The organism is Flavihumibacter profundi (assembly GCF_020076305.1).
GTDB classification, from domain to species: Bacteria; Bacteroidota; Bacteroidia; order Chitinophagales; family Chitinophagaceae; genus Flavihumibacter; species Flavihumibacter profundi.
Genome location: NZ_JAIQXE010000004.1, coordinates 133982 through 156084, shown reverse-complemented (window position 1 = coordinate 156084; position 22103 = coordinate 133982). Strand labels below are relative to the sequence as shown.

Annotated in this window: 22 protein-coding genes and 1 tRNA gene; 16 read left to right on the top strand and 7 right to left on the bottom strand. The window is 43.0% G+C overall.

The genetic code is table 11. From position 1 onward, the window contains the following. Positions 1-20: 20 nt before the first annotated feature. Positions 21-1625 carry a phosphoenolpyruvate carboxykinase (ATP) gene (pckA, locus tag LAQ65_RS19065; protein WP_224118606.1) on the bottom strand — a complete coding sequence of 535 codons (1605 nt, stop codon included), beginning with the start codon at positions 1623-1625 and terminating at the stop codon, positions 21-23. Between the two features lie 297 nt (positions 1626-1922). Here pckA and LAQ65_RS19060 point away from each other — a divergent pair, with 297 nt between their 5' ends. From LAQ65_RS19060 to LAQ65_RS19025, 8 genes are all read left to right on the top strand, one after another. Further along, positions 1923-3212, top strand: coding sequence for an aminopeptidase P family protein (locus LAQ65_RS19060; RefSeq protein WP_224118605.1), 1290 nt, complete (start codon positions 1923-1925; stop codon positions 3210-3212). Between the two features lie 30 nt (positions 3213-3242). Further along, a complete protein-coding gene (locus LAQ65_RS19055) occupies positions 3243-4007 on the top strand; it encodes a CDP-alcohol phosphatidyltransferase family protein (RefSeq protein ID WP_224118604.1) in 765 nt (254 codons plus the stop codon). Next, positions 4004-4249: a phosphoribosylformylglycinamidine synthase subunit PurS gene (gene purS, locus LAQ65_RS19050; RefSeq protein ID WP_224118603.1), complete on the top strand. Its 246-nt coding sequence runs from the start codon at positions 4004-4006 to the stop codon at positions 4247-4249. The genes LAQ65_RS19055 and purS overlap by 4 nt, the downstream gene beginning before the upstream one ends. Before the next feature lie 29 nt (positions 4250-4278). Beyond that, positions 4279-4980 (top strand): 16S rRNA (cytidine(1402)-2'-O)-methyltransferase, encoded by a 702-nt coding sequence (gene rsmI, locus LAQ65_RS19045; RefSeq protein ID WP_224118602.1) that lies wholly within the window; start codon positions 4279-4281, stop codon positions 4978-4980. Positions 4981-5038: 58 nt separating this feature from the next. After that, complete coding sequence (locus LAQ65_RS19040; protein ID WP_224118601.1) at positions 5039-5488, top strand: PepSY-like domain-containing protein; 450 nt, start codon at positions 5039-5041, stop codon at positions 5486-5488. A gap of 139 nt (positions 5489-5627) precedes the next feature. Continuing rightward, positions 5628-6467, top strand: a complete 840-nt coding sequence (locus LAQ65_RS19035) for a tetratricopeptide repeat protein (RefSeq protein WP_224118600.1) — start codon at positions 5628-5630, stop codon at positions 6465-6467. An 18-nt stretch (positions 6468-6485) separates the two neighbouring features. Further along, positions 6486-7139, top strand: coding sequence for an OmpA family protein (locus LAQ65_RS19030; RefSeq protein WP_224118599.1), 654 nt, complete (start codon positions 6486-6488; stop codon positions 7137-7139). Positions 7140-7266: 127 nt separating this feature from the next. Further along, complete coding sequence (locus LAQ65_RS19025) at positions 7267-9147, top strand: M1 family metallopeptidase (protein WP_224118598.1); 1881 nt, start codon at positions 7267-7269, stop codon at positions 9145-9147. A gap of 185 nt (positions 9148-9332) precedes the next feature. Here the strand turns inward: LAQ65_RS19025 and LAQ65_RS19020 are convergent, their stop codons facing one another. The 3 genes from LAQ65_RS19020 to LAQ65_RS19010 form a co-directional block, all read right to left on the bottom strand. Further along, positions 9333-9986, bottom strand: a complete 654-nt coding sequence (locus tag LAQ65_RS19020; RefSeq protein ID WP_224118597.1) for a response regulator — start codon at positions 9984-9986, stop codon at positions 9333-9335. A gap of 66 nt (positions 9987-10052) precedes the next feature. Further along, the gene (gene rsmG, locus LAQ65_RS19015; RefSeq protein WP_224118596.1) at positions 10053-10703 is read right to left on the bottom strand and encodes a 16S rRNA (guanine(527)-N(7))-methyltransferase RsmG; all 651 of its coding nucleotides are present in this window, start codon (positions 10701-10703) and stop codon (positions 10053-10055) included. Beyond that, positions 10673-11806, bottom strand: coding sequence for a glycosyltransferase (locus LAQ65_RS19010; protein WP_224118595.1), 1134 nt, complete (start codon positions 11804-11806; stop codon positions 10673-10675). The genes rsmG and LAQ65_RS19010 overlap by 31 nt, the downstream gene beginning before the upstream one ends. A gap of 121 nt (positions 11807-11927) precedes the next feature. Between LAQ65_RS19010 and tgt the strand changes: the two genes are divergently transcribed. After that, entirely contained in the window at positions 11928-13067 is a 1140-nt protein-coding gene (gene tgt / locus LAQ65_RS19005; RefSeq protein WP_224118594.1) for a tRNA guanosine(34) transglycosylase Tgt, read from the top strand. A gap of 4 nt (positions 13068-13071) precedes the next feature. Here tgt and LAQ65_RS19000 read toward each other — a convergent pair whose 3' ends face one another. Next, the gene (locus LAQ65_RS19000; protein ID WP_224118593.1) at positions 13072-13506 is read right to left on the bottom strand and encodes a hypothetical protein; all 435 of its coding nucleotides are present in this window, start codon (positions 13504-13506) and stop codon (positions 13072-13074) included. A gap of 373 nt (positions 13507-13879) precedes the next feature. Between LAQ65_RS19000 and LAQ65_RS18995 the strand changes: the two genes are divergently transcribed. The 7 genes from LAQ65_RS18995 to LAQ65_RS18965 all read left to right on the top strand — a co-directional run bounded on the left by LAQ65_RS18995 (position 13880) and on the right by LAQ65_RS18965 (position 20520). Beyond that, positions 13880-14971: an LptF/LptG family permease gene (locus tag LAQ65_RS18995; protein WP_224118592.1), complete on the top strand. Its 1092-nt coding sequence runs from the start codon at positions 13880-13882 to the stop codon at positions 14969-14971. 103 nt (positions 14972-15074) lie between these two features. Next, positions 15075-16400 (top strand): citrate (Si)-synthase, eukaryotic, encoded by a 1326-nt coding sequence (locus tag LAQ65_RS18990; RefSeq protein ID WP_224118591.1) that lies wholly within the window; start codon positions 15075-15077, stop codon positions 16398-16400. A gap of 81 nt (positions 16401-16481) precedes the next feature. Continuing rightward, a complete protein-coding gene (locus LAQ65_RS18985) occupies positions 16482-17009 on the top strand; it encodes a YceI family protein (RefSeq protein WP_224118590.1) in 528 nt (175 codons plus the stop codon). A gap of 110 nt (positions 17010-17119) precedes the next feature. Then, positions 17120-17196: transfer RNA gene (locus tag LAQ65_RS18980), tRNA-Ala, on the top strand. A gap of 163 nt (positions 17197-17359) precedes the next feature. Then, on the top strand, positions 17360-17785 hold the full coding sequence (locus LAQ65_RS18975) for a DoxX family membrane protein (RefSeq protein ID WP_224118589.1): 426 nt from the start codon (positions 17360-17362) through the stop codon (positions 17783-17785). A 61-nt stretch (positions 17786-17846) separates the two neighbouring features. Beyond that, positions 17847-19325: a glucoamylase family protein gene (locus LAQ65_RS18970; protein WP_224118588.1), complete on the top strand. Its 1479-nt coding sequence runs from the start codon at positions 17847-17849 to the stop codon at positions 19323-19325. 25 nt (positions 19326-19350) lie between these two features. Continuing rightward, a complete protein-coding gene (locus tag LAQ65_RS18965) occupies positions 19351-20520 on the top strand; it encodes a Gfo/Idh/MocA family protein (protein ID WP_224118587.1) in 1170 nt (389 codons plus the stop codon). On the opposite strand, the gene LAQ65_RS18960 is transcribed toward LAQ65_RS18965, so the two are convergent. Next, positions 20517-21014 carry a DinB family protein gene (locus tag LAQ65_RS18960; RefSeq protein ID WP_224118586.1) on the bottom strand — a complete coding sequence of 166 codons (498 nt, stop codon included), beginning with the start codon at positions 21012-21014 and terminating at the stop codon, positions 20517-20519. The two genes, LAQ65_RS18965 and LAQ65_RS18960, sit on opposite strands and share 4 nt — an antisense overlap. A gap of 67 nt (positions 21015-21081) precedes the next feature. Continuing rightward, on the bottom strand, positions 21082-22029 hold the full coding sequence (locus tag LAQ65_RS18955; RefSeq protein ID WP_224118585.1) for a helix-turn-helix transcriptional regulator: 948 nt from the start codon (positions 22027-22029) through the stop codon (positions 21082-21084). Positions 22030-22103 lie beyond the last annotated feature (74 nt).

Sequence of the window (22103 nt, the reverse complement as noted above, 5' to 3'; positions counted from 1 at the left end):
TGAGACCGAAATATTTGAGGCTAAACCAGAGGACCTGCTGCCAAAATATATGCTGGTACCCCGGATGCGTATTTTTCAAAATTATCAATAAACTGTTTCGCCAGTTTCCGCACATTTAAATCGTAAGCTGTTTTTTCTGCCCAGGTATTCCGGGGATTTAGAAGATACGTTGGAACACCAGGGCAACTTTGTGGTAATTCCATGCCGAATACAGGATGTTTTTCAAAGGCAACTCCATCAAGTTTACCCTCCAGCGCGGCTGTGATCATTGAACGGGTAAAACTAAGTTTCATACGATGGCCAATGCCATAAGGGCCGCCTGTCCATCCAGTATTGACAAGCCAGACTTTTACATGGTGTTTTCTCAACTTTTCACCGAGCATTTCTGCATACCGGCCCGGATGTAAGGGAAGGAATGGCGCACCAAAACATGCGCTGAAAGTTGATTTGGGCTCTGTCACTCCCGCCTCCGTCCCTGCAACTTTTGCAGTATACCCCGAAATGAACTGATACATTGCCTGCGCGGGATTAAGCCTTGAAATTGGGGGTAACACTCCATAGGCATCGCAGGTAAGGAAAAATATATTTTCTGGAATATGGCCTATTGAAGGCTCCTGGGCATTACTGATATGATATAAAGGGTAGGAAGCACGGGTGTTTTCGGTTACACCGCCATTTTCAAAATTGATGGTATTTGTACCCTCGTAAAAATGAGTGTTTTCAACCAAAGACCCTGGCCTGATGGCTCGGAAAATGTCCGGTTCTTTTTCTTCAGTAAGGTTTATGCATTTGGCATAACAGCCACCTTCAAAATTGAAAATATTATCATCTGCCCAGCCATGCTCATCATCTCCGATCAGTTTCCGTTTTGGATCTGCACTAAGGGTTGTTTTTCCTGTACCGCTTAACCCAAAAAACAAAGCTGTCTCACCTTCGCTGCCCATATTTGCAGCACAGTGCATACTAAGCACATTCTGCTGCTTGGGTAAAATGAAATTCAGGATGGTGAATATGGCTTTTTTGATTTCACCCGTATAGCCGGTACCAGCAATAAGTATAGTTTTGTATTTGAATGAAATTACCGCGGCATTATGCTGCCTGGTGCCGCTTTCAACCGGGTCAAGTAAAAGTCCGGGGGCTGATAAGATCGTCCAATCGGGATGGAAATTTTCCAGCTCATCTTCGGTTGGCCGTAAAAACATGTTGTAAGCAAACAGGTTGTGCCAGGGTTTTTCATTAACCACCCTGATATTATGCCGGTATCTCATATTTGCGCATGCATAAGCATCGCGAACCCAAATCTCGGGGCATTTGGCCAGGTATTCGTTTATTTTCTTCCTGATGATGAAAAAGTACTTTTCCTCCAGGGGAAGGTTGAATTCATTCCAATGTACAGCATCCCTCGTAATCTCATCTTTCACCAGGAATTTGTCTTTTGGGCTGCGGCCTGTAAATTCACCAGTGTGTATTACCAGGGCGCCTGAGTCATTTAAAACGCCTTCACCCATCCTGAGGGTGTCCTGCACTAATTCTTCCGGGGATAACTGGTAATGTACATTTTTAGAAGTTTTCAAACCCATTGACACTAACTGATCAGTAGGGATTAAAATTGTCGGTATTGACATATTGCAACAATCGTTTGTTGCCACAAAACTATGTGCTGAATTCAATGGGTCATAGCAATGTGTACATAATACACCATAGATTATTTCTAAAATATTGTATATATCATTAAATGATATCAAAAGAATACCTTGGGATTTCTGGCAGGCTTCAAACTAACGATCGTTAGTTTGAAGCCTGCCTATTTTTTTGTTTCCTGAATTTTTTAAAAATTCCACTTTTTCCTGGATAGCCGAATTACTGGTTTTGGTCTCTTTGTTATGCATATTGCCTTAATTTGTCTCCTGAAATGAAGAGGCATGAAATATTTACCGCTAGATAAACGTCTTTTTACGGAACATCGAAAACAGTTTGTACTGGAGATGGCCCCCAATTCCATAGCCATTTTTAACAGCAATGATGAATTGCCAACTAATGGTGATGCTATTTATAAGTTTAAGCAAAATGCAGATCTGTACTGGCTAACCGGAATTGAACAGGAAGACAGTATGCTGATTCTTTTCCCTGCTAATCCAGATCCCCGGTACCGCGAAATACTTGTTTTGGTTCGTCCCAACGAACTTAAGGAAAAATGGGACGGGAGAAGACTGCGCCGCGAAGAGGCCTCGGCAATATCGGGCATTTCCACTATCGTTTGGCTGGATAGCCTTGAAGGGCTTTTGCAGCCAATGATCCACCTGGCGGAAAACATTTACCTGAATACTAATGAAAATGACCGCAAGTCAAACCAGGTAGCAGTAAGGGATTACCGGTATGCTTGGGAAATGCGTAATAAATTTCCATTGCACCAGTATAAACGTAGTGCCCCGATACTGAAAAAGTTGCGTGCCGTAAAATCGGCACTGGAAGTGGGTGTACTGCAACAGGCCATTGATATAACTGAAAAAACATTTCGCCGGCTGCTGGGATTTATTAAGCCCGGGGTAATGGAATATGAAATTGAAGCAGAGATATGGCATGAGTTCCTCCGGAATCGCGCAACCGGCCCTGCTTATGGCAGTATTATTGCCAGCGGCGACCGCGCTCGTACCCTACATTATATTAATAATAACCAGGAATGTAAAGAGGGTGAATTGGTGCTTATGGATTTTGGCGCTGAATATGGTGGGTATTGTGCAGATCTTACAAGAACAGTTCCTGTGAGTGGTAAATTTTCCAAACGGCAGAAAGAAGTGTACAATGCCTGCCTGGCCATGCATAATTTCGCCAAGGGCATTTTGAAACCGGGTATCAGTATTGTAGATTACACCGATAAAGTAGGTGAGGAGGCAACGCGTCAATTCCTGAAAATCGGCCTCCTGAAAAAAGAAGATGTCAAAAATGAAGACCCCGACAACAGGGCTTACAGGAAATATCTCTATCATGGCATTTCGCACCATCTGGGTATTGATGTGCATGACCTTGGCACCAGGACTGAGCCAATTCTGCCGGGGATGGTTTTTACTGTTGAACCGGGCATCTATATCGAGGCGGAGAAAATGGGCATCAGGATTGAAAATAATGTTTGGATCACAAAAACCGGTAATAAAGACCTGATGGCAAAAATCCCGATTACGGCAGAGGAGATTGAAAAACTGATGAAAAAATAAAATTGCTAACCATAACGCCTGAGCGAACAAATGAAACAAATTCCCAATCTCTTTACCCTCCTTAACCTCGTATTTGGCTTCATGGCCATAGTTGTTATATTACAGAATGGTATTACTACAGGTAATGGCGCTGCAGGTGAATACCTGGTAGACCTGCCCGAAAAAATCTGGCTGGCTTCTTTATATATTGCAATTGCAGCAGTGGTTGATTTTCTTGACGGATTTGTAGCCCGTCTTATGAAAGCCACCAGTTCCATGGGTAAAGAACTCGATTCCCTGGCAGATGTGGTCAGTTTTGGAGTAGCGCCTGGATTAATCTTTTACCAGTTCCTAAGGCTCAGTTTTGCCCGTGAAGAAAATGGGCTCGACACTTCCGTACTCTGGTTAATGCCGGCAGTGCTGGTTCCCTGCGCCGCAGCCTACCGCCTGGCCCGGTTCAATATTGATGATAGCCAGGCTTTTGGTTTTAAAGGTGTTCCTGTCCCCGCCGTGGGATTGGTTATTGCCTCATTGCCATTAATTTACTGGCATACCAGCAGTGAACAAATGGTTAACCTGCTCCTGAATAAATGGTTTTTATATGCTGTAATAGCCTTGCTTAGTTACCTGATGGTGAGTACTCTTCCAATTATGGCCCTGAAGTTCAAGGACTTTACGATAAAGAATAACCTGCCCAAGCTATTGTTGCTCGCCATTGCCATAATTACCGCAATAACTTTGAAATGGGCAGCTATGCCAGTCGTTTTCCTTGCCTACATTATTGTATCTTTGGCCCTCAAAAACCGAAAAGAATGACCTTCTCTGTACAGGTAAAAGTGATGCCCTTAAAAGAACTTCTTGATCCCCAGGGTAAAGCCGTAATGGGTGGCTTGGGAAACCTGGGCCTCCAGGCGATCCAGGATGTGCGGATTGGTAAAAATATTACCCTCCAGGTTGAAGCAGCTTCTGCTGATGAAGCTAAATCCATTGCGGAAGAAGCCGCAAAAAAACTGTTGGCCAACCCGGTAATGGAGCAGTACGAAATCAACATCAACTAATTTAACGGCATGGTACACCTGCAGTGGATATGCTCTCCTGCAGGGAATTGTCCACCTTCATTATGTTGTACCTGGTACCTTCCCCAATTGGAAATTTGCAGGACATGACCTTAAGGGGGCTTGATATCCTGCGTTCTGTTGATGTAATCCTGGCAGAAGATACAAGGACTTCATCCAGGCTCTTGAATCATTTCCAGATACAGAAACCCTTAACCCCTTACCATCAGCATAATGAACACAAGGTTTTGCAACACCTGGTAGATCAACTGGTGGCCGGCAAAACAATGGCTGTGTTAACGGATGCAGGTACACCAGGTATATCAGATCCGGCTTTCCTTCTGGTTCGTGAATGTATCAGGAACGGCGTCAAGGTTGAATGCCTGCCTGGTGCAACGGCTTTTGTTCCTGCCCTGGTGAATAGTGGCTTGCCCATTAACAGGTTTTGCTTTGAAGGATTTATCCCCCCCAAAAAAGGAAGGCAAACCCTGTTGAAAAAACTTGCCTTTGAAGAACGAACTATGGTTTTCTATGAATCTCCTTTACGATTGGTGAAAACGCTGGAAGAATTCGCAGGATATTTTGGTGCCGGCAGATTATGCAGTGTAAGCCGTGAGCTCACCAAGCTTTTTGAGGAAACCAGGCGTGGAACTCTGAAAGAAGTTGCCGATTATTTCAGCAGCAAAACCGTAAAAGGGGAAATTGTTATTGTTGTCGCCGGACTGGAATCCTGATTTTGTGATTTTTTTATCAGCTTGGTATAGATATTTGCGAAGAATAAATTAATAGACTATGAAATCTTTGGTTGTATTAGTAAGCTTGGTTGTACTTGGAGCATTTCAGCAACAATCCTTTGCCCAGGTTAGGAAAATCCCTGCTGTTGTTACAGATGCATTTAAATATAAGTACCGGAATGCAGAAAGCGTGGAATGGAAAGATAAGCTCTCCCATTATACAGTAAATTTCCAATTGAAAGGTGAACAGTATGAAGCCACGTTTAAGAATGACGGTACCTGGGCTGGTTCACAAAGAACAATTGAAAAAGACAGCCTGCCTGAAGAAGTGAATGAAGGCCTGGAAAAAAGTAAATATGCCGACTGGGAAGTTGAAACCTATTACCAACTGATCTATCCTGATGACCACTTTGAATACCGGCTTTTGGTACGAAAATCAGATATTAATAAACGTGACCTCACTTTCGGCCAGAATGGCCGGCTTATTAAGGATAAACTAACCCTCTAGGTCCCCGGTAAATATTTATTGATTGTCTTAAGTAAGTGCGTAAATTAGTAATATCCTCATTCCTATTACAATTACTTTTTGACTGGTTAATTGCTTTGATTAGTAAATGGCTTTATTAAACAAGTTATATTCTATCACTATGACTAAGTTTTTGTTCGGCAGAACCGTTTGTCTTTGTATTGGTGTTCTCCTGATTTCACTCCCTTTAGCCAGCCAGACTTTTACCATGGGTAAAGATTGTAAGGCCCAGAATGCCAAAGGAAAGGAGGAATTAAAAGCCAGGAATTACCAGCAGGCTTATGAAACCTTTACCAAAATGAAAAGCAGCTGTAAAACCAAAGACGGAAAAGAGGCTTCTTCAGTTGGTTTGGCTGAAGCCCTGAATGGCCTGGGTAAATATGAAGAAGCCATAACGGCGAGCAATGAAGCACTTAAAGTAACAAAGAATAAAAGTCTTGCAGCATATTTTCAAATGGGTGTGGCCCAGAACAAACTCGGGCAATATGATGCATCTAAAGCATCCCTGGATAAGATTATACAACTCACCGAAAAAAACCAGGATAAAAAAGCAAGGGCTTCAAATTATGCATTGATGGCGGCAATGTATGACCGCCAGCTGGGCAAACCGGATAGTGCAGCATATTACCTGGAAAAAGCCATTGCATTGGATCCAGCCAATCCCGGTTTTTATGTCCAGAAAGGGGATATGCTTGTTGCCAGGAAAAAATTTGAAGAAGCGTTCATTCAGTATGACAAAGGGGTATCCCTGGGTAAAACTGATTTGGAAATGTATATTGCCCGAAGTGAAGCCAGGCTGAAAATGATGGAAAATAAATACCATACCACTAATGCTCAGGAACTTAGGGCTAAAATGACGGCATCCGAAAAGGAACTTGTCTGTACCGACCTGAAGAAAGCACTCGATCTCGGCTGGAAGGATATGAATAAGGATATGTTCGCCGCGTTAGTCTGTAAATAAAGACCCAAAATAAAAAACATGAAAAAAATAATAATAGCTGTATTGGCCATTGCTATCGTAATATCTGGTTGTAAAACAATGAACAAGCAGCAGAAAGGAACAGTGGCAGGCGCCACCGGGGGTGCATTGATCGGCGCTGCTGTTTCCCATGGCAGTATCTGGGGAATTTTAATCGGGGCAGCTATTGGCGGCACTGCCGGTAACCTGATCGGCAAAAAAATGGACCAGCAGGCTAAGGAACTCCAGCAGGCAGTTCCAACAGCAGAGGTGCAGCGGGTTGGGGAAGGTATTAATATGACATTTGAATCAGGCCTCTTGTTTAAGTTAAATTCATTTGAATTGAATTCATCCTATGAAGGTGACCTGGCCAGTGCTGCCGGTGTTTTCAATAAATATCCCGATACTAATATCTTAATTGAGGGGCATACGGATGATACGGGGAAAGATGAATATAACCAGGCCTTATCTGAAAAGAGGGCCCATTCAGTAACTGCCTTCCTTATTTCAAAAGGTGTAGATCCAAAAAGGATCACAGAGAAAGGTTACGGTGAATCCCAACCGAAATATCCCAATGACAGTGAAGCAAACAGGGCAAAGAACAGAAGGGTTGAACTGGGTGTTTATGCCAATGACCAGATGAAAAAAGATGCTACCGAAGGTAAGCTGCAATAAACGGCAGGGTTAAATCATAGCAGATAAAATTCTAATACCAGCCGGCTTATACGGCTGGTATTTTTTTACACTATACATCCGGCATTTTTCCTGAAATTTACCCATCATTTTATCAATCCCCACGTATATGAATAGTAAGACTTTCTGGTTATTTTTTCTGCTCGGCGGAATGGTTTTGAATTGCACAGCGCAACCCGATAGGTGGCAGCAGCGGGTGAAGTATAAGATGGATATTAAAATGGATGTTACTACAAACAGGTTTACCGGCAAACAACAACTCGAATACACCAATAATTCACCGGATACTTTGTATAAAGTCTTTTACCACCTTTACTGGAACGCTTTTCAGCCTAACAGTATGATGGATACCCGTAGCCGGGAACTGGGTAAAGTGATTATAGGTAAAAGGGCCGATTGGGATGGTCGCGTTCGCGACCGTATTCTAAACCTGAAACCTGATGAAATTGGTTACCAGAAAATAAAATCCCTTACGATGAATGGAGTGCCTCAACCATTCAATGTGCTGGAGACAATCCTGGAAGTAAAACTCACCAGGCCGATAATGCCGCATAGTAAAGTTGTATTCAAAATGGACTTTGAAGCACAGGTTCCATTACAGGTAAGGCGTTCAGGCCGCGACAACCCTATGACAGGGGTCCGCTACTCTATGAGCCAATGGTATCCTAAGCTGTGTGAGTATGATTATGAGGGCTGGCATCCCACACCTTATGTTGCCCGTGAATTTTACGGAGTCTGGGGGGATTTTGATGTGACCATTTCTATAGATAAAAACTATACCCTTGGGGGAAGCGGATACCTGCAGAATCCGCAGGCAATCGGGCATGGTTATGAAGCCCCTGGAACAACACCCAAAATGCCGGATGGAAATAATCTAAGCTGGCATTTCATTGCTCCTGAAGTACACGATTTTGTCTGGGCCGCTGATCCCGAATTTAAACATATTGTTAGGCAGGTAGCCGGTGGTCCTACCATTCATGTGCTCTACAATTACAAAGAGAATGATCCGGCTAATGATGAAGCCTGGACAAAAGTTGCCGATGCTGCAGTGCAGGTTTTACCGTTCATTGAAAAAAAATTCGGGAAATACCCTTATAAGCAATATTCGTTTATCCATGGTGGTGATGGTGGCATGGAATATCCTATGGCTACACTAATCAATAGCCCGAGCCTGGGTACAGCCTTTCATGAATGGATGCATACCTGGTACCAGATGCTGATGGGTACCAATGAAAGCCTTTACGCCTGGATGGATGAAGGATTTACCTCATATGGTGAAAGTGTGGTTAGCCGGTATTATGCCACACTGAACGGAGATAAATCTTCTCCTGCAGGAAATATCCATGCTGATGCATACAACGGTTATTTCGCATTGGTAAACAGTGGAAGGGAAGAGCCAATGACCACTCATGCGGATCATTTTGAATCAAATTTTGCTTACAGTATTGCCGCTTATTCAAAAGGGGAAATCTTCCTTGAACAACTGGGCTATATTGTCGGTGCCGACGTTCGTGATATGATATTGCAGGATTATTATAATACCTGGAGATACAAACATCCTAATGTAAATGATTTCATCAGGGTGGCCGAAAAGAGAAGCGGAATGAAACTCGACTGGTATAGGGAGTATTGGGTAAATACAACCAAAACCATTGATTATGGTATTGATAGTTTATACGAACAGGGTGGCAGCACAAATATCCGGTTAAAGCGGACTGGTAAAATGCCCATGCCAGTTGATGTACAACTTACGTTTAAGGATGGCAGTAAGGAAATGCACTATGTACCTATGTACCTGATGTTTGGCGAAAAGCCTTCTGAAGATAGCAGTATGACCAGGAAGGTTTACGAGTCATGGAAATGGACACATTTAACCTATGAAATCAGTACAAAAAGAAAACTGCAGGAAATAGTTAAAGTGGAGATAGATCCTACAGGAAGAATGGCTGATACCAATAAAAAAGACAATACGCTGGTTCTTACCTGGTAAGTAAAGCCTGAAATCAGTAAAGCCGTTTCATTTAAGGAGCGGCTTTACTGTTTTATGACAAGGCTTAAAATTAGGGGCTGCGGAATCAGTCTGGTAAGGTTAATGATTAACAATATTTGGGCATCCCAAAAACATCCCAAATATACCTACCAATTACAAGCTTTATATACCATTAAGTGGGTATTTTAGCGACCAAAGTATTTATTAACGGCTTCTATACGATTATTTACGTGAAGTTTTTCGTACATATGGTAAACATGCTTACGTACTGTTTCCTGGCTAATAAATAATTGGGCGGCAATTTCTTTATAAAGCATCCCCTTTGATAGCAATACCAGGATTTCCATTTCCCGGTTAGATAGGGTCTTGAGGTTACCGGTAGTATAGCCCGATAATTCAGCACCTTGTGAAGTTGTTTTTTGCTGGAAAACAGCCACAACTTTCCTGGCTATTTGCGCACTCATGGGGGCACCACCCTCATTTAATTCTCTTATGGCTTCAAGCAATTTGGCTGGCGATGTTTTTTTCAGGATATAACCATTGGCTCCTGCATTAAGCGCTTCAAATATTTTTTCATCCTCTTCATAAACAGTGCACATCATGAATAAAATATCTTTGTTCGCGGGCTTTAGTCGCCGGACGCACTCAATGCCACTCATGCCCCCAAGGTTTATATCCATTAAAACCACATTCGGTTGAAGCAATGGTATTTTTATCAGCGCATCTTCCCCGCTTTCAAAGCTTCCTAATACTTTAAATTCATCCGATAAGCGGATAATCTCCTCAAGGGCCAGCCTGATGTCGCTGGTATCATCTACAATACATACAGATATCGCCATATAACAAAGATGAGATTTTACCAGGCCATTGCAATACAACTTTCTGGTAGGGCTGCCCCTACTTAATCAGCGATGAACGTAAAGGAGGTATTTCTCAAGAAAATAATCTTCCTGGAAAAGATCATGGACCTCCAGTATCCTGGGCTTAACCCCACTTTCGGCAATTTCCCTGGCCAGGTCGCCGCCCTTCAGGCAGATGAGGCCGGATGCAGTATATTCTCCTTCTGAAGCCCTTTTCAGAAGTAACGGCCGGCTCCAGCGCCAAAGATCCGCCAGTGGCGCAACAGCCCTGGATACCGCGTAATGAAACTTTTGGTCTTTTATATCTTCCACCCGCGTATGCCTGGTGGTTACATTGGTCAATCCTATGGCCCTTGAAATTTCTTTTACAACCGTCAGTTTCTTATTGATACTATCCACCAGCAGGAATTCAATTTCCGGGTAAAATATGGCAAGGGGAATACCTGGAAATCCGCCACCTGTTCCGATATCAATTACTGTACTGCCCGGAGGGAAAGGGAATGCGGCTGCTATTGCTAAGGAATGTAATATGTGATTCTTGTACAGTTGATTTATATCCTTACGGGAGATGACATTTATTTTGCTGTTCCAGTCGGCATACAATGGCCCAAGGGCCCCGAACTGTTCCAATTGCTCAGGAGTGAAATCTGCAAAATACTTTTCTATCAAACCCAGGTTTGGCGTGGCTTTTTCCATAATGCTGGTGCAAAGATGCAATAATAAAAGAACATCCAGATATCCAGCAACCACCACCAGGGCCAGAGGTCTTTTTCCTGGAGCCGCTCCATGCATTTATAGGAAAGCAGCCCTTGTGTAATAAAACGAAGTATGAACACGCTTAGGCTGAGTTGCCAGTTAAAATATAATGCGCTAAATACTAAGGAAGGGTAAAAGAGGAACTGGGTAATAGAATAAAGTCCCAATAAGAATTTGAATTTACCACTGTAATATTTTCCGGTGCTGTAGTGCCTGCCTTTTTGCCTGAACCAGTCGCCAAATTTTTGCTTGGCTTCTGAAAGGGTAAAGGCATCTGGATTAATCACCACCCTGGTATTATTTTTAGTGGCTATTTTATGGATAAATAGATCATCGTCTCCTCCTGGCAAATGGTTGATGGAAGAAAAGCCCTTATTCTCCAGGAATAATTGCCTTTTATAAGAAAGGTTACGGCCTACACCCATATAGGGTAATCCTGCTAAAGCAAAAGACAGGTATTGCATTGCTGTATGAAATGTTTCAAAACGGATCAGTTTGTTCAGTAATCCGGGTCGCTTTTGGTATGCACCATAACCCAATACAATTTCAACTCCGGGTTCATAAGCATCCTGCATCTGGTAAATCCAGTGTTCCGATGCCGGAACGCAATCGGCATCGGTTAGCAGCAATATTTCGTAGTGTGCTTCGCGGATACCCATAGACAGCGGGTATTTTTTACCGGGGATACCCTTTGCTTCGTGTTCGAGGTTTACAATTTCAAGGCCTTTAAAAGTCTTTTTAAATTCTTCCAGCAGGTACCGTGTATCATCCTGGCTATTATGGTTCACCACTATCACTTCATGTGTACTGGGGTATTGCTGAAACAGTACACCTGGTAGGTTCCTGGCTAGGTTGGCAGCTTCATCGCGGGCACAAATAACTACAGAAACAGGGTGCTGCTGGGATACTTCGCGGGGCTTTTGCTTGTAAAAAGCAAGCCTGCTGAATACGCCCCAATAGTAAATCAATTGAATTAAGGTGATAGCACAAAAAACGACAAATGTAATCAACCTCCAGTTCAGGGTAATCTGCTGTAAATCCATAAAAGTCTAGGGTTCGGCCAGGGTTATTATCCAGCCAACGGCGAAAATAAGGCAGCTGGAAGATACATATGGAATAAAGATTTCACAGGTGGGGATAAACCGGGTGCTTAACTTTGCCGCCATGTCTGCAATTCAATTCAAACTGGAAGGCTATGATACTGCTTCCAAAGCCAGGGCCGGCCTGCTTACCACAGATCACGGTGAAATCCAAACGCCAATTTTTATGCCTGTGGGCACAGTGGGTAGCGTAAAGGCGGTTTCTCAGCAACAACTCAGGGAGGAAGTAAATGCGCAGGTTATTTTGGGGAATACCTATCATTTGTATTTACGACCCGGGCAGGAGGTTCTTGAAGCAGCGGGGGGCTTGCATCAGTTCATGGGTTGGAACAAGCCAATACTTACCGATAGTGGCGGATACCAGGTTTTTTCACTGGCCGGCAACCGGAAACTGACAGAAGAAGGGGCGTTGTTTCAATCGCATATTGACGGATCAAAGCATCTTTTTACACCCGAAAATGTAATGGATATACAGCGTGTAATCGGTGCAGATATCATAATGGCATTTGATGAATGCCCACCTTACCCCAGCGAATATACTTATGCGAAAAAGTCGATGGACCTTACGCACAGGTGGCTCGACAGGTGTATACGAAGGATTTCAGAAACGCCCGATAAATATGGCTATACCCAAAACCTGTTTCCTATTGTTCAGGGAAGTACTTATGCAGACTTACGGAAAGCTTCCTGCGAATTCATTGCAGATAAAGGCGCGGCGGGCAATGCCATTGGTGGGCTGAGTGTTGGGGAGCCTGAAGAAATGATGTATGAATTAACTGCTTTGTGTTGTGAAAACCTTCCCGCCAGCAAACCCCGCTACCTGATGGGTGTGGGAACACCCTGGAACATATTGGAAAATATCAGCCTTGGTGTGGATATGTTCGATTGTGTAATGCCAACCCGGAATGGCAGGAATGCAATGCTGTTTACCAGCAAGGGTATAATGAATATTGACAATAAAAAATGGGAGAAAGATTTTTCACCAATTGATAATGGGATTGATTGCGGTTTCAGCAATTATTACACCAAGGCCTACCTGAGGCACCTGGTGAAGGCAAAAGAAATACTTGGTTTAACTATTGCCAGCGTACACAACCTGGCTTTCTATTTGTGGCTTGTTAAAGAAGCACGTGCGCATATCCTTACCGGTGATTTTAATAGCTGGAAAAACGAACTGGTGCCGGTGTTAAAAACCAGGCTTTGACCCGTTATCGCCCCAGGTTAATCCTTACTCCGATTGCCGGCATCCGTGAGGGTGTACCTAAGCGGTACGCATGAACGGGTTGGTTTTCAAGTACCACACGGGCTTGTTTTTGATAGGCTGCCCCACGGATGATCAGTGTAATGCCTACTATGGTAGCAGCAGAGCCCGCACTCATTAAAAAATATCCTCCAAGGAAATTATTTACAGTGCCTTCCAAAGTATCATCAGATAAGGAATTTTCATATAAGACAATTCCTGCAATAGCTGCAGCACATCCCCCAACAGCAAGCAGGCCACCTGTATTGGTTCTTTTATGACCCAGGTCGCGGTAGTACTGGGCAAGTTCTTCATTGGTCTGGCCTGGTAATGGTGCCTTTTTCTGGGCTCGTACAACGGGCATTGTAATAACCAGTATTGCAATAAAAAGGATAAATTTCATAAATGATGTTTTAGGAGTAAATAAAATTGTACTGTTATTTGTCAGATCCAATTTTAATAAAGTTTTGATAGTTATTATCCAGGTGAGTGATTCTGGCTGACGCCCCAGAACATAATCGGTTTCCCGGTATAATTAGTAGACCCAATATCTTGTTTGGAAGGTAGAATTGGTAAATTTTGTGCAGCTGCAAATTGCCCTTTCAGGGCAAAGCAAACCAGGAAAAAAAGGAATTTCCCCATTTTAAGGAATAAGGTTTATCTAATATAAATAGATTCGCTTGCAAATGAAACACTTTATTTGCCTGGTTCTATTGCTGTATTGAATTTTCCTTAACCAAAATTCAACTAGCTTTGGTCGCCGCAAACGTCCATTAATGAAGATCCTCGACTGGTACATTTTCAAAAAATTTATGGTCACCTTCATCTTCTCCATCCTTGCCATCACGGTAATTGCGGTGGTCATAGATACAAGTGAAAAGACCGACGATTTTGTAAAATCCGGACTTTCCTTAATGGGCATCATAACTAAGTATTATTTCGGGTTTATTCCTTTTATCATTTCCATGATATTCCCGCTGATCGTTTATATAGCAGTAATATTTTTTACTTCAAAAATGGCGGGCCGGTCTGAAACTATAGCTATCCTGGCTTCAGGAATACCTTATAACAGGATGTTGCGGCCATATCTTGCCGGCGCTGTTTTATTAGGCAGTATTATGGCCTATGCTAATGCATTCATTATTCCTAAGGCCAATGAAATTCACAGCAATTTCAAAACCCAGTATATTGATAAAAACAATTCCTATTATGCGGGTATGGGTGGCAGTCGCGATTTTTATTTCAGGGTAGATACGAATACGTTTGTGGGCATAAAATACTATGATACCCTGAATAAATCTGCTTCTTCATTTTTCCTGGAAAGGATCAAGGGCAATAAAGTATTTTATAACCTGCGTTCTGACTATATCCGCTGGGATACTGCAACCAAAAAATGGCGGATCGATAATGCCATAGAGCGTAAAATCGATGGCCTTAATGAAACTGTTGAAAAACACAAATCCCTGATACTTGACCTAAACCTTAAACCCAATGAACTCAGGCGGGATGAATATATGAAGGACAAATTCACCACTCCCGAGCTATATGAGTTCATCAAATTGGAAGAACAGCGGGGTACTGAAGGCCTTAATGCATATAAAGTTGAGCTTTACAGGAGGTTTGCAACACCGGTTTCGGTTATTATCCTTACGCTTATGGGGGTTTTTGTGGCTGCCCGTAAAACCCGCGGAGGTAGCGGATTGCATATGGCAGTTGGCCTGGTATCAGCAGCAATGTTTGTTGTAATGGATAAATTCTCAACCGTTTTTTCCACTAAAGGCGATTTCCCTCCCTTACTGGCAGCATGGCTTCCCAATGTCATTTTTGTCCTTGTTGCATTTTGGTTATATAAAAAAGCACCTAAGTAAACATCAGGCAAATATTATTTGTTGTACCATTCACAATAGCTAATTTTATTGGTTATAGTCATTTTGCTACTACTTACGGCTGATTACATATAAATTGTTTTTCATGGGAGCTTACAAAGAAAAATTCAAAGAAAAAGCTGATGCGGCGGCAGCCGAAATCAGGGAATTATTAAAAGAGCATGGCAGTAAAACGATCGGAGAAGTTACGCTCGCACAGGTGTACCAGGGTATGCGGGGAATAACCGGCCTGGTTTCAGAAACTTCCCTGCTCGATGCATACGAAGGTATCAGGTTCAGGGGCTATACTATCCCGGAATTGCAGGTTAGCCTGCCAAAAGCTAAAGGCGGAAGCGAGCCTTTGCCTGAGGGCCTTTTTCACCTGATGTTATTTGATGATTTGCCTACTGAGCACGACGTGAATGAAATGACTGCAAAATGGCAACGCCGTTCTCACGTCCCTACCCATGTTTTTAATACCATAGATGCACTGCCTTTAAGCACACACCCGATGACTATGTTTGTGGTTGGGGTCATGGCTTTGCAAACTGAAAGCAACTTCACGAAGGAATATGCGAAGGGAATGAATAAGAAGGATTACTGGGAATTTGCTTTTGATGATGCGATGGACCTCATTTCAAGGCTTCCACGTATCGCTGCTTATGTATATCGGCGCAAATACAAGAATAACGAGCACATACAGCCGAATGGCCTGCTCGACTGGGCTGGGAATTTTGCCCATATGCTGGGTTATGAAGATGAAGGATTTAAGGAGTTAATGCGCTTATATATGACCATCCATGCCGACCATGAGGGTGGTAATGTTTCAGCTCATACGACCCACCTTGTAGGGTCTGCACTCAGTGACCCTTACCTTAGTTTCGCTGCGGGTATGAATGGACTGGCTGGTCCGCTGCATGGACTGGCCAACCAGGAAGTGATCAAATGGATATATGAAATGCGCGAACAGTTGGGAACAGATGTGCCCACCAGTGAGCAGATTGCGAAATATGTCCAGGAAACCTTATCAGCAGGAAAAGTGGTTCCGGGTTACGGTCATGCTGTATTGAGAAAAACTGACCCCCGCTTTACGGCACAGATGGAATTTGGGAAAAAACATATGCCGGATGATCCCTTGTGTTTAACGGTTTGGAACGTATACGAAACGGTACCCCCTATCCTGAAAAGCCTGGGTAAAATAAAGAACCCCTGGCCAAATGTGGATGCCCATAGCGGCGCCCTGCTTGTACATTATGGCATGACAGAATATGAATTTTATACTGTTCTTTTTGCTGTTAGCCGCGCATTGGGTGTAATGGCCAGCCTGATTTGGGATCGCGCCCTTAACTTCCCGATTGAAAGGCCAAAGTCTGTTACTACCCAATTAGTAAAGAAATGGCTTAAGGGAGAAGATGAGATCTGGGGCGAATAGAAATTGTTAAATTCCGGGGCAACCCGGATTTTAATTTGGTATTTTGATGTTGGAACATTAACTTTACTTAAAATTTATAATATGGCAATATGGCAAATAGATCCCAGTCACTCTGAGATCACTTTCAAGGTGAAACACCTTGTTATATCAACTGTTTCCGGTAAGTTCAATAGCTTTGAAGGAACGGTGGAAGCAGAAAAGGCAGATTTCAGCGATGCGAAAATTAATTTTTCAGCTGATATCGACAGCATTACAACTGGTCAGGAGCAGCGCGACGGGCACCTGAAATCAGCAGATTTCTTTGACGCTGCTGGCCATCCCAAATTAACTTTTGTATCGAAGTCGATAGTTTGCAAAACCGGAAATCTTTTTAATGTGACTGGTGACTTGACCATCCGTGGCACAACTAAGCCGGTTGAATTGCAGGTTGAATTTGGAGGCACCCAGGTCGATTTTTATGGTAATACCGTTGCTGGATTTGAATTAAACGGAAAAATCAACCGCCAGGACTTCGGGCTTACCTGGAGCGCAGTTACAGAGGCGGGTGGAATAGTTGTGGCTGATGAAGTGAAACTTCACATGAATGTTGAATTGCATAAAAAAGGATAATAATTACCTTGAATAAACCATAAACCCGCCTTAGCAGGCGGGTTTTATTTTGTTCATTAGGTTCATCGTTCTATATTTGCCATCCCCAAACGGGGTAGTTCTTATTTCTCGGGGAATTAGCTCAGCTGGCTAGAGCGCTTGCATGGCATGCAAGAGGTCGTCGGTTCGACTCCGATATTCTCCACCATTACTGTAGAGGGTTTCAGTGAAAGCTGGGACCCTTTTTTTATGGTGGAAATTAGACCTGTACGTTTAAAAAGGTTAATTCTAATCATTCTTCAGGCTGATGTTTATCAATCTTTTCCTTTAGCCTATCGGTTATTTTAGTCTTTTTAACCAAAACAAAAGCCGTGAACGCTGTGGCCACTATTTCAGTTAATCGCAGGTATCTCGACCTGCTCCGTATCAGCATTGGTATTATCTATTTCTGGTTTGGCGCCCTCAAATTCTTTCCGGGATTTAGTCCTGCTGAAGATCTAGCCATTAATACCATTAATAAGCTAACATTCCATATCGTTCCCCAACCGGTAAATATACTTTTACTTGCGACCTGGGAATCTGCAGTAGGCCTGATGCTTATTTTCGGAAAATGGGTACGCATTGCCCTGGCCAGTTTATTTCTCCACATGGCTTGCACCTTCACTCCCTTATTGTTTTTTCCTGACCTTTCTTTTAAGTATGCTCCTTATGGATTTACCCTGGTTGGCCAGTACATAATGAAAAACATTATCATCATTTGTGCAGCCCTTGTGATTTGGCCAAAAAAAGAGCAGTAAATGGCTCAATGATACAAGGGTTTTAAATTAACCATAACTTAGAATAACAAGCGATTTAGCTATGCCAAATGATGCTGTTATTTATGACCCGTTATGTCGAATAAAATCAATCCCCAAAAAATGGGTGGTTCTTTTTACCCTTTCCCTTTTTTTGGGACAATCTTTTGCTCAAACCATTGCCTTATCCAAAGGTAAATATGGTGACGGTCCCGACAGTATTGCACCCTCAGGTATTATCAAAGGCCTGAATGATGACCAGCTGTTGAGTGCGGTACAAAAGCAAACCTTCCGTTTCTTCTGGCATGGTGCGCACCCGGTTAGCGGACTTGCGTTGGAAAGAAGCAATACTGTTCTGGCTGAGCATTACTGGGATTATATTAATGAAGCCTGGGATGAACCCAATTTCAGTACCACACCATTTGGCCCTGATGCCGGTGCAATCGGTGGTACAGGTTTCGGTATCATGAGCACAATTGTTGCCGTGGAACGTGGATGGATTGGCCGTGATACTGCTGTAAGGCGATTGATAAAAATCGCAGATTTTCTCATCAATGCCGATTGTTATCATGGTATTTATCCGCATTTTATGAATGGGAAAACCGGCAAGACTATTAAGTTCGATCGCCTTGATGATGGTGCCGATATCGTTGAGACATCATACCTGTTAATGGGCTTTTTATGTGCCAGGGAATATTTTAAAAAAGATGATCCCCGCGAAAAATATTTACGGAAGCGGATTGACCAGATGTGGGGCGCAGCTAACTGGAACTGGCATACAAAAGGGGAGAATAAATTGTATTGGCACTGGAGTCCCAATAATGACTTTGATATGAACTTTCCCGTTTGGGGCTGGGATGAATGTTTGATTACCTATATCATGGCAGCATCTTCGCCAGGCCATCCTATCTCCAAAGAGGTTTATAACGGGACCTGGGTTGGGAGTAACGGTTTTCTGAATGGAAAGGAATATTATGGTATAAAATTGCCGCTCGGAAATTATGAAAAAGGAGGACCCCTGTTTTTTGAACAATATACATTTATGGGTATCAATCCCACAGGTTTAAAAGACAGCCTGGGCATAGACTATTTTGAACAGGGCAGGAACCATACACTCATTAACCGGGCATATTGTATTGAGAATCCGAAGAAGTATAAAGGATATAGTGAAAAATGCTGGGGACTTACTGCTGGTGACAGTTACAAAGGTTATGTAGCGCACAGTCCCGATACAGATTTTGGCGTTATCCAACCCACCGCAGCAATCTCTTCAATGCCTTATACACCGAAAGAAAGTTTAGAAGCACTGCGGTATTTTTATTACGGATTGGGGGATAAAATCTGGAGTAAGTATGGGTTTGTTGATGGATTTAGTATTCACCACAACTGGTATGCAAAAAGCCATTTGGCTATTGACCAGGGTCCTATTGTAGTGATGATTGAAAATTACCGGTCTGGCTTGCTTTGGAAATTATTTATGCAGATTCCTGATATCCGGAATGGGTTGAAGCGGTTGGGTTTTTCTTCACCGATGATGCAATAATCAGAAAATATATAAACTTCATAAGATGCCTGCAACAATTTCAAGGGAACAGTTCCTAAAGCAAACTGCTTTGGCAGGAGCTGCATTATTAGTGAGTTCACTGGAAGGCTGGGCCGGTATTTTACCGGATAAAAAATTGAAAGTTGCCGTTATCGGCTGTGGTAGTGTGAGTAACCGCTACCTGCCTCAATTGCTGTCGTCCCCCCTCATTGAAGTAGTGAGTTTATGTGATATAAAATATGAACGGGCTTTGGCGCAAAATGCCCAGTACAAGGTAAATGCTGCCACTTATCCCAATATTGATGAACTGTTAAAAGGAGTTCCTTTCGATATGATGGTTACTCTTACCAATATGCAGGTTCATGGTGAACTGAATAAAAAGGCTTTGCTGGCAGGCAGGCATGTTTGGAGTGAAAAGCCTATGGCCAACACCTATGCAGAAGGGAAAGCCCTTTTAGAAATGGCCAAAAGTAAAAACCTTCGTTTGTGGGGTGCCCCCGCGGTGGTTAATAGTCCGCAGTTCGCCTTTATGAGTAAAACTATCCAGGAAGGCAAACTGGGCAGGATTGCCAGCGCACATGGGCAATACGGGCATACCGGCCCAACCTGGTCGGCTTTTTTTTACGAAAAGGGTGGCGGAAGTATGCCCGACCTGGGTGTGTATAATATGGCTACACTTACAGGCTTGCTCGGGCCGGCAAAGTCTGTTATGGCCATGACCAGTATTGTGAACCCCGAACGCACAGTTGATGATAAAGGAAAGATAAAAGTTGAAGCAGAAGATAATGCCCATATTTTGTTAGAACATGATAAGGGGGTTATTAGCCATGTGATGTGTGGATTTAATTATTTTGATCCGCATGGACATGAAGCTGCCGGCCAACAGCTTCATTCCATCCAGGTTTATGGCGATAAAGGTAATATGCGGCTGATTGGTTACGATTGGGAGACCAATGGTGTTGTCCTGGATACATCTTGGACAGAACCGCCTCAATTGTTGTGTACCGAAAAAGGTGGATACGAATGGCAGGAAGGCGCAAGGGTTACAGGGGAAAGTATAGTGAAGGGAATTGAACCCCGTATTAATGTAGAACATGCTTTGCATGTGCTTGAAATAATTGAAGCCGCCAGGAAATCATCGGCATCCGGCATGAAGATCAGGCTGCAAAGCAAGTTCCCCTGGCCAATGGTTTAAAAACCGGCGTCATCTGCACTTGGCCCATAAGATCCTGGAATTGGAATATCCAGCAGTCTCAGGTAAACACCCAGTTGGGCGCGGTGGTGAATGATCTGTGATAAAGCCATGCGGATTACATCAGCTCTCGGATCGGTACTGTAAATCTGTGCGCCATTGCGCAATGTCCAGGGCTGGTCTAAACTTTCTTCTTTTCCGTTAGACAATTGATGCTGTCCGTCCCGCAGGCTTTTTTCAAACAATTCCAGCAAACTTTTGGTATCATTTATTTCCGTTGGCTTATATTCCATTGTTGCAAAATCGAGTCCATCGGTATTGAGCGCCATGCCAATCCATGTTGGCAGTTCCGCAATATGGGTGGCTAGCTGCCTGATGGTCATGCTTTTGGGATGTGGCTTCCAGTCATATTTGTCGTTGGGGATAATAGACAACATTTTCCTGGTGGTTATTGCCTCATTGTTTAGTTCCTTCAGGAATAATGATAGCTGTTTCATGGTGTTTTGTGTTTCTTATACAAAGTAAGTACCGGAGAGTGACAGCCCTATGTCAACAGGAATAATATTATGGTAATTTTTTTGAAATTTCGGCAATGTTTTGGCGGATAATGTCTTTTAGTCCAGCCGGACTGATAATTTCTGCATATTCGGCAAATAATAAATAGAATTTCCCGAACCCCCTTAAGGAAGCTGCCAGGAAAGTCATTTCCATTTTTCCATCCACCTCCCTTTGGGAAACAAAACCATTGTAATATTTCTGTTCGCCGAAATAGGGAAGTACCTGTTTTTCTACTTTTATAATGATGGTAAACAAGTCTTTTTCCTTGCCGGTTTTGGAAAGGAATGATTGGAGGGAAGGATGTTTTTTATTAAAAGTTTTGGAAGTTGGTTTGATATAACTAATCCGGTCAGTCCGGAAATTTCGGTAGTCATTGCGGAGCCTGCAGTAAGCAACCAGGTACCAGTAATTCCCCTGGAAAAAAATTCCTACGGGTTCAACCTCCCGGTTGGTGTATTGCTGCGATTGGTTGGCGTAATATCCAATGTCCAAAACAACTTTCCCTGCAATACTTTTAAGGATGGTTTGCAAATGACTTTGGTTCTGTTGCTGGGTTGGCAGGTATGGGTTTTCCAACACTTCAATATGGCTGTCTATATCATCAAGCAGGTCCTTTTCACTGCTGCGTAATACTGCTTTTATCTTAAACATAGCTGATTGGAAATGCCCTCTGGAAGCCGGATCTGTAAGTTTTTCCACCATTTTTTCCGCAGTAAGGAATGCGATGGCTTCTTCTTTATTGAACATCACTGGCGGAAGCCTGTATCCCTCCATAATACTATAGCCAATACCGGCTTCACCAATAATTGGAATACCTGCTTCTTCCAATGTTTTTACATCACGATAAACAGTACGCAGACTGATGGAAAACCGGTCAGCGATCTCCTTGGCTTTTACCACTTTTTTTGACTGGAGTTGTATCAATATGGCCGTTACACGATCAATTCGATTCATTGCAACATTTTGTAATCGTAAATTATGCCAAAGATTGAATAATAAATAGTTGCGGTTCCTTCCTTGAAAGTTTG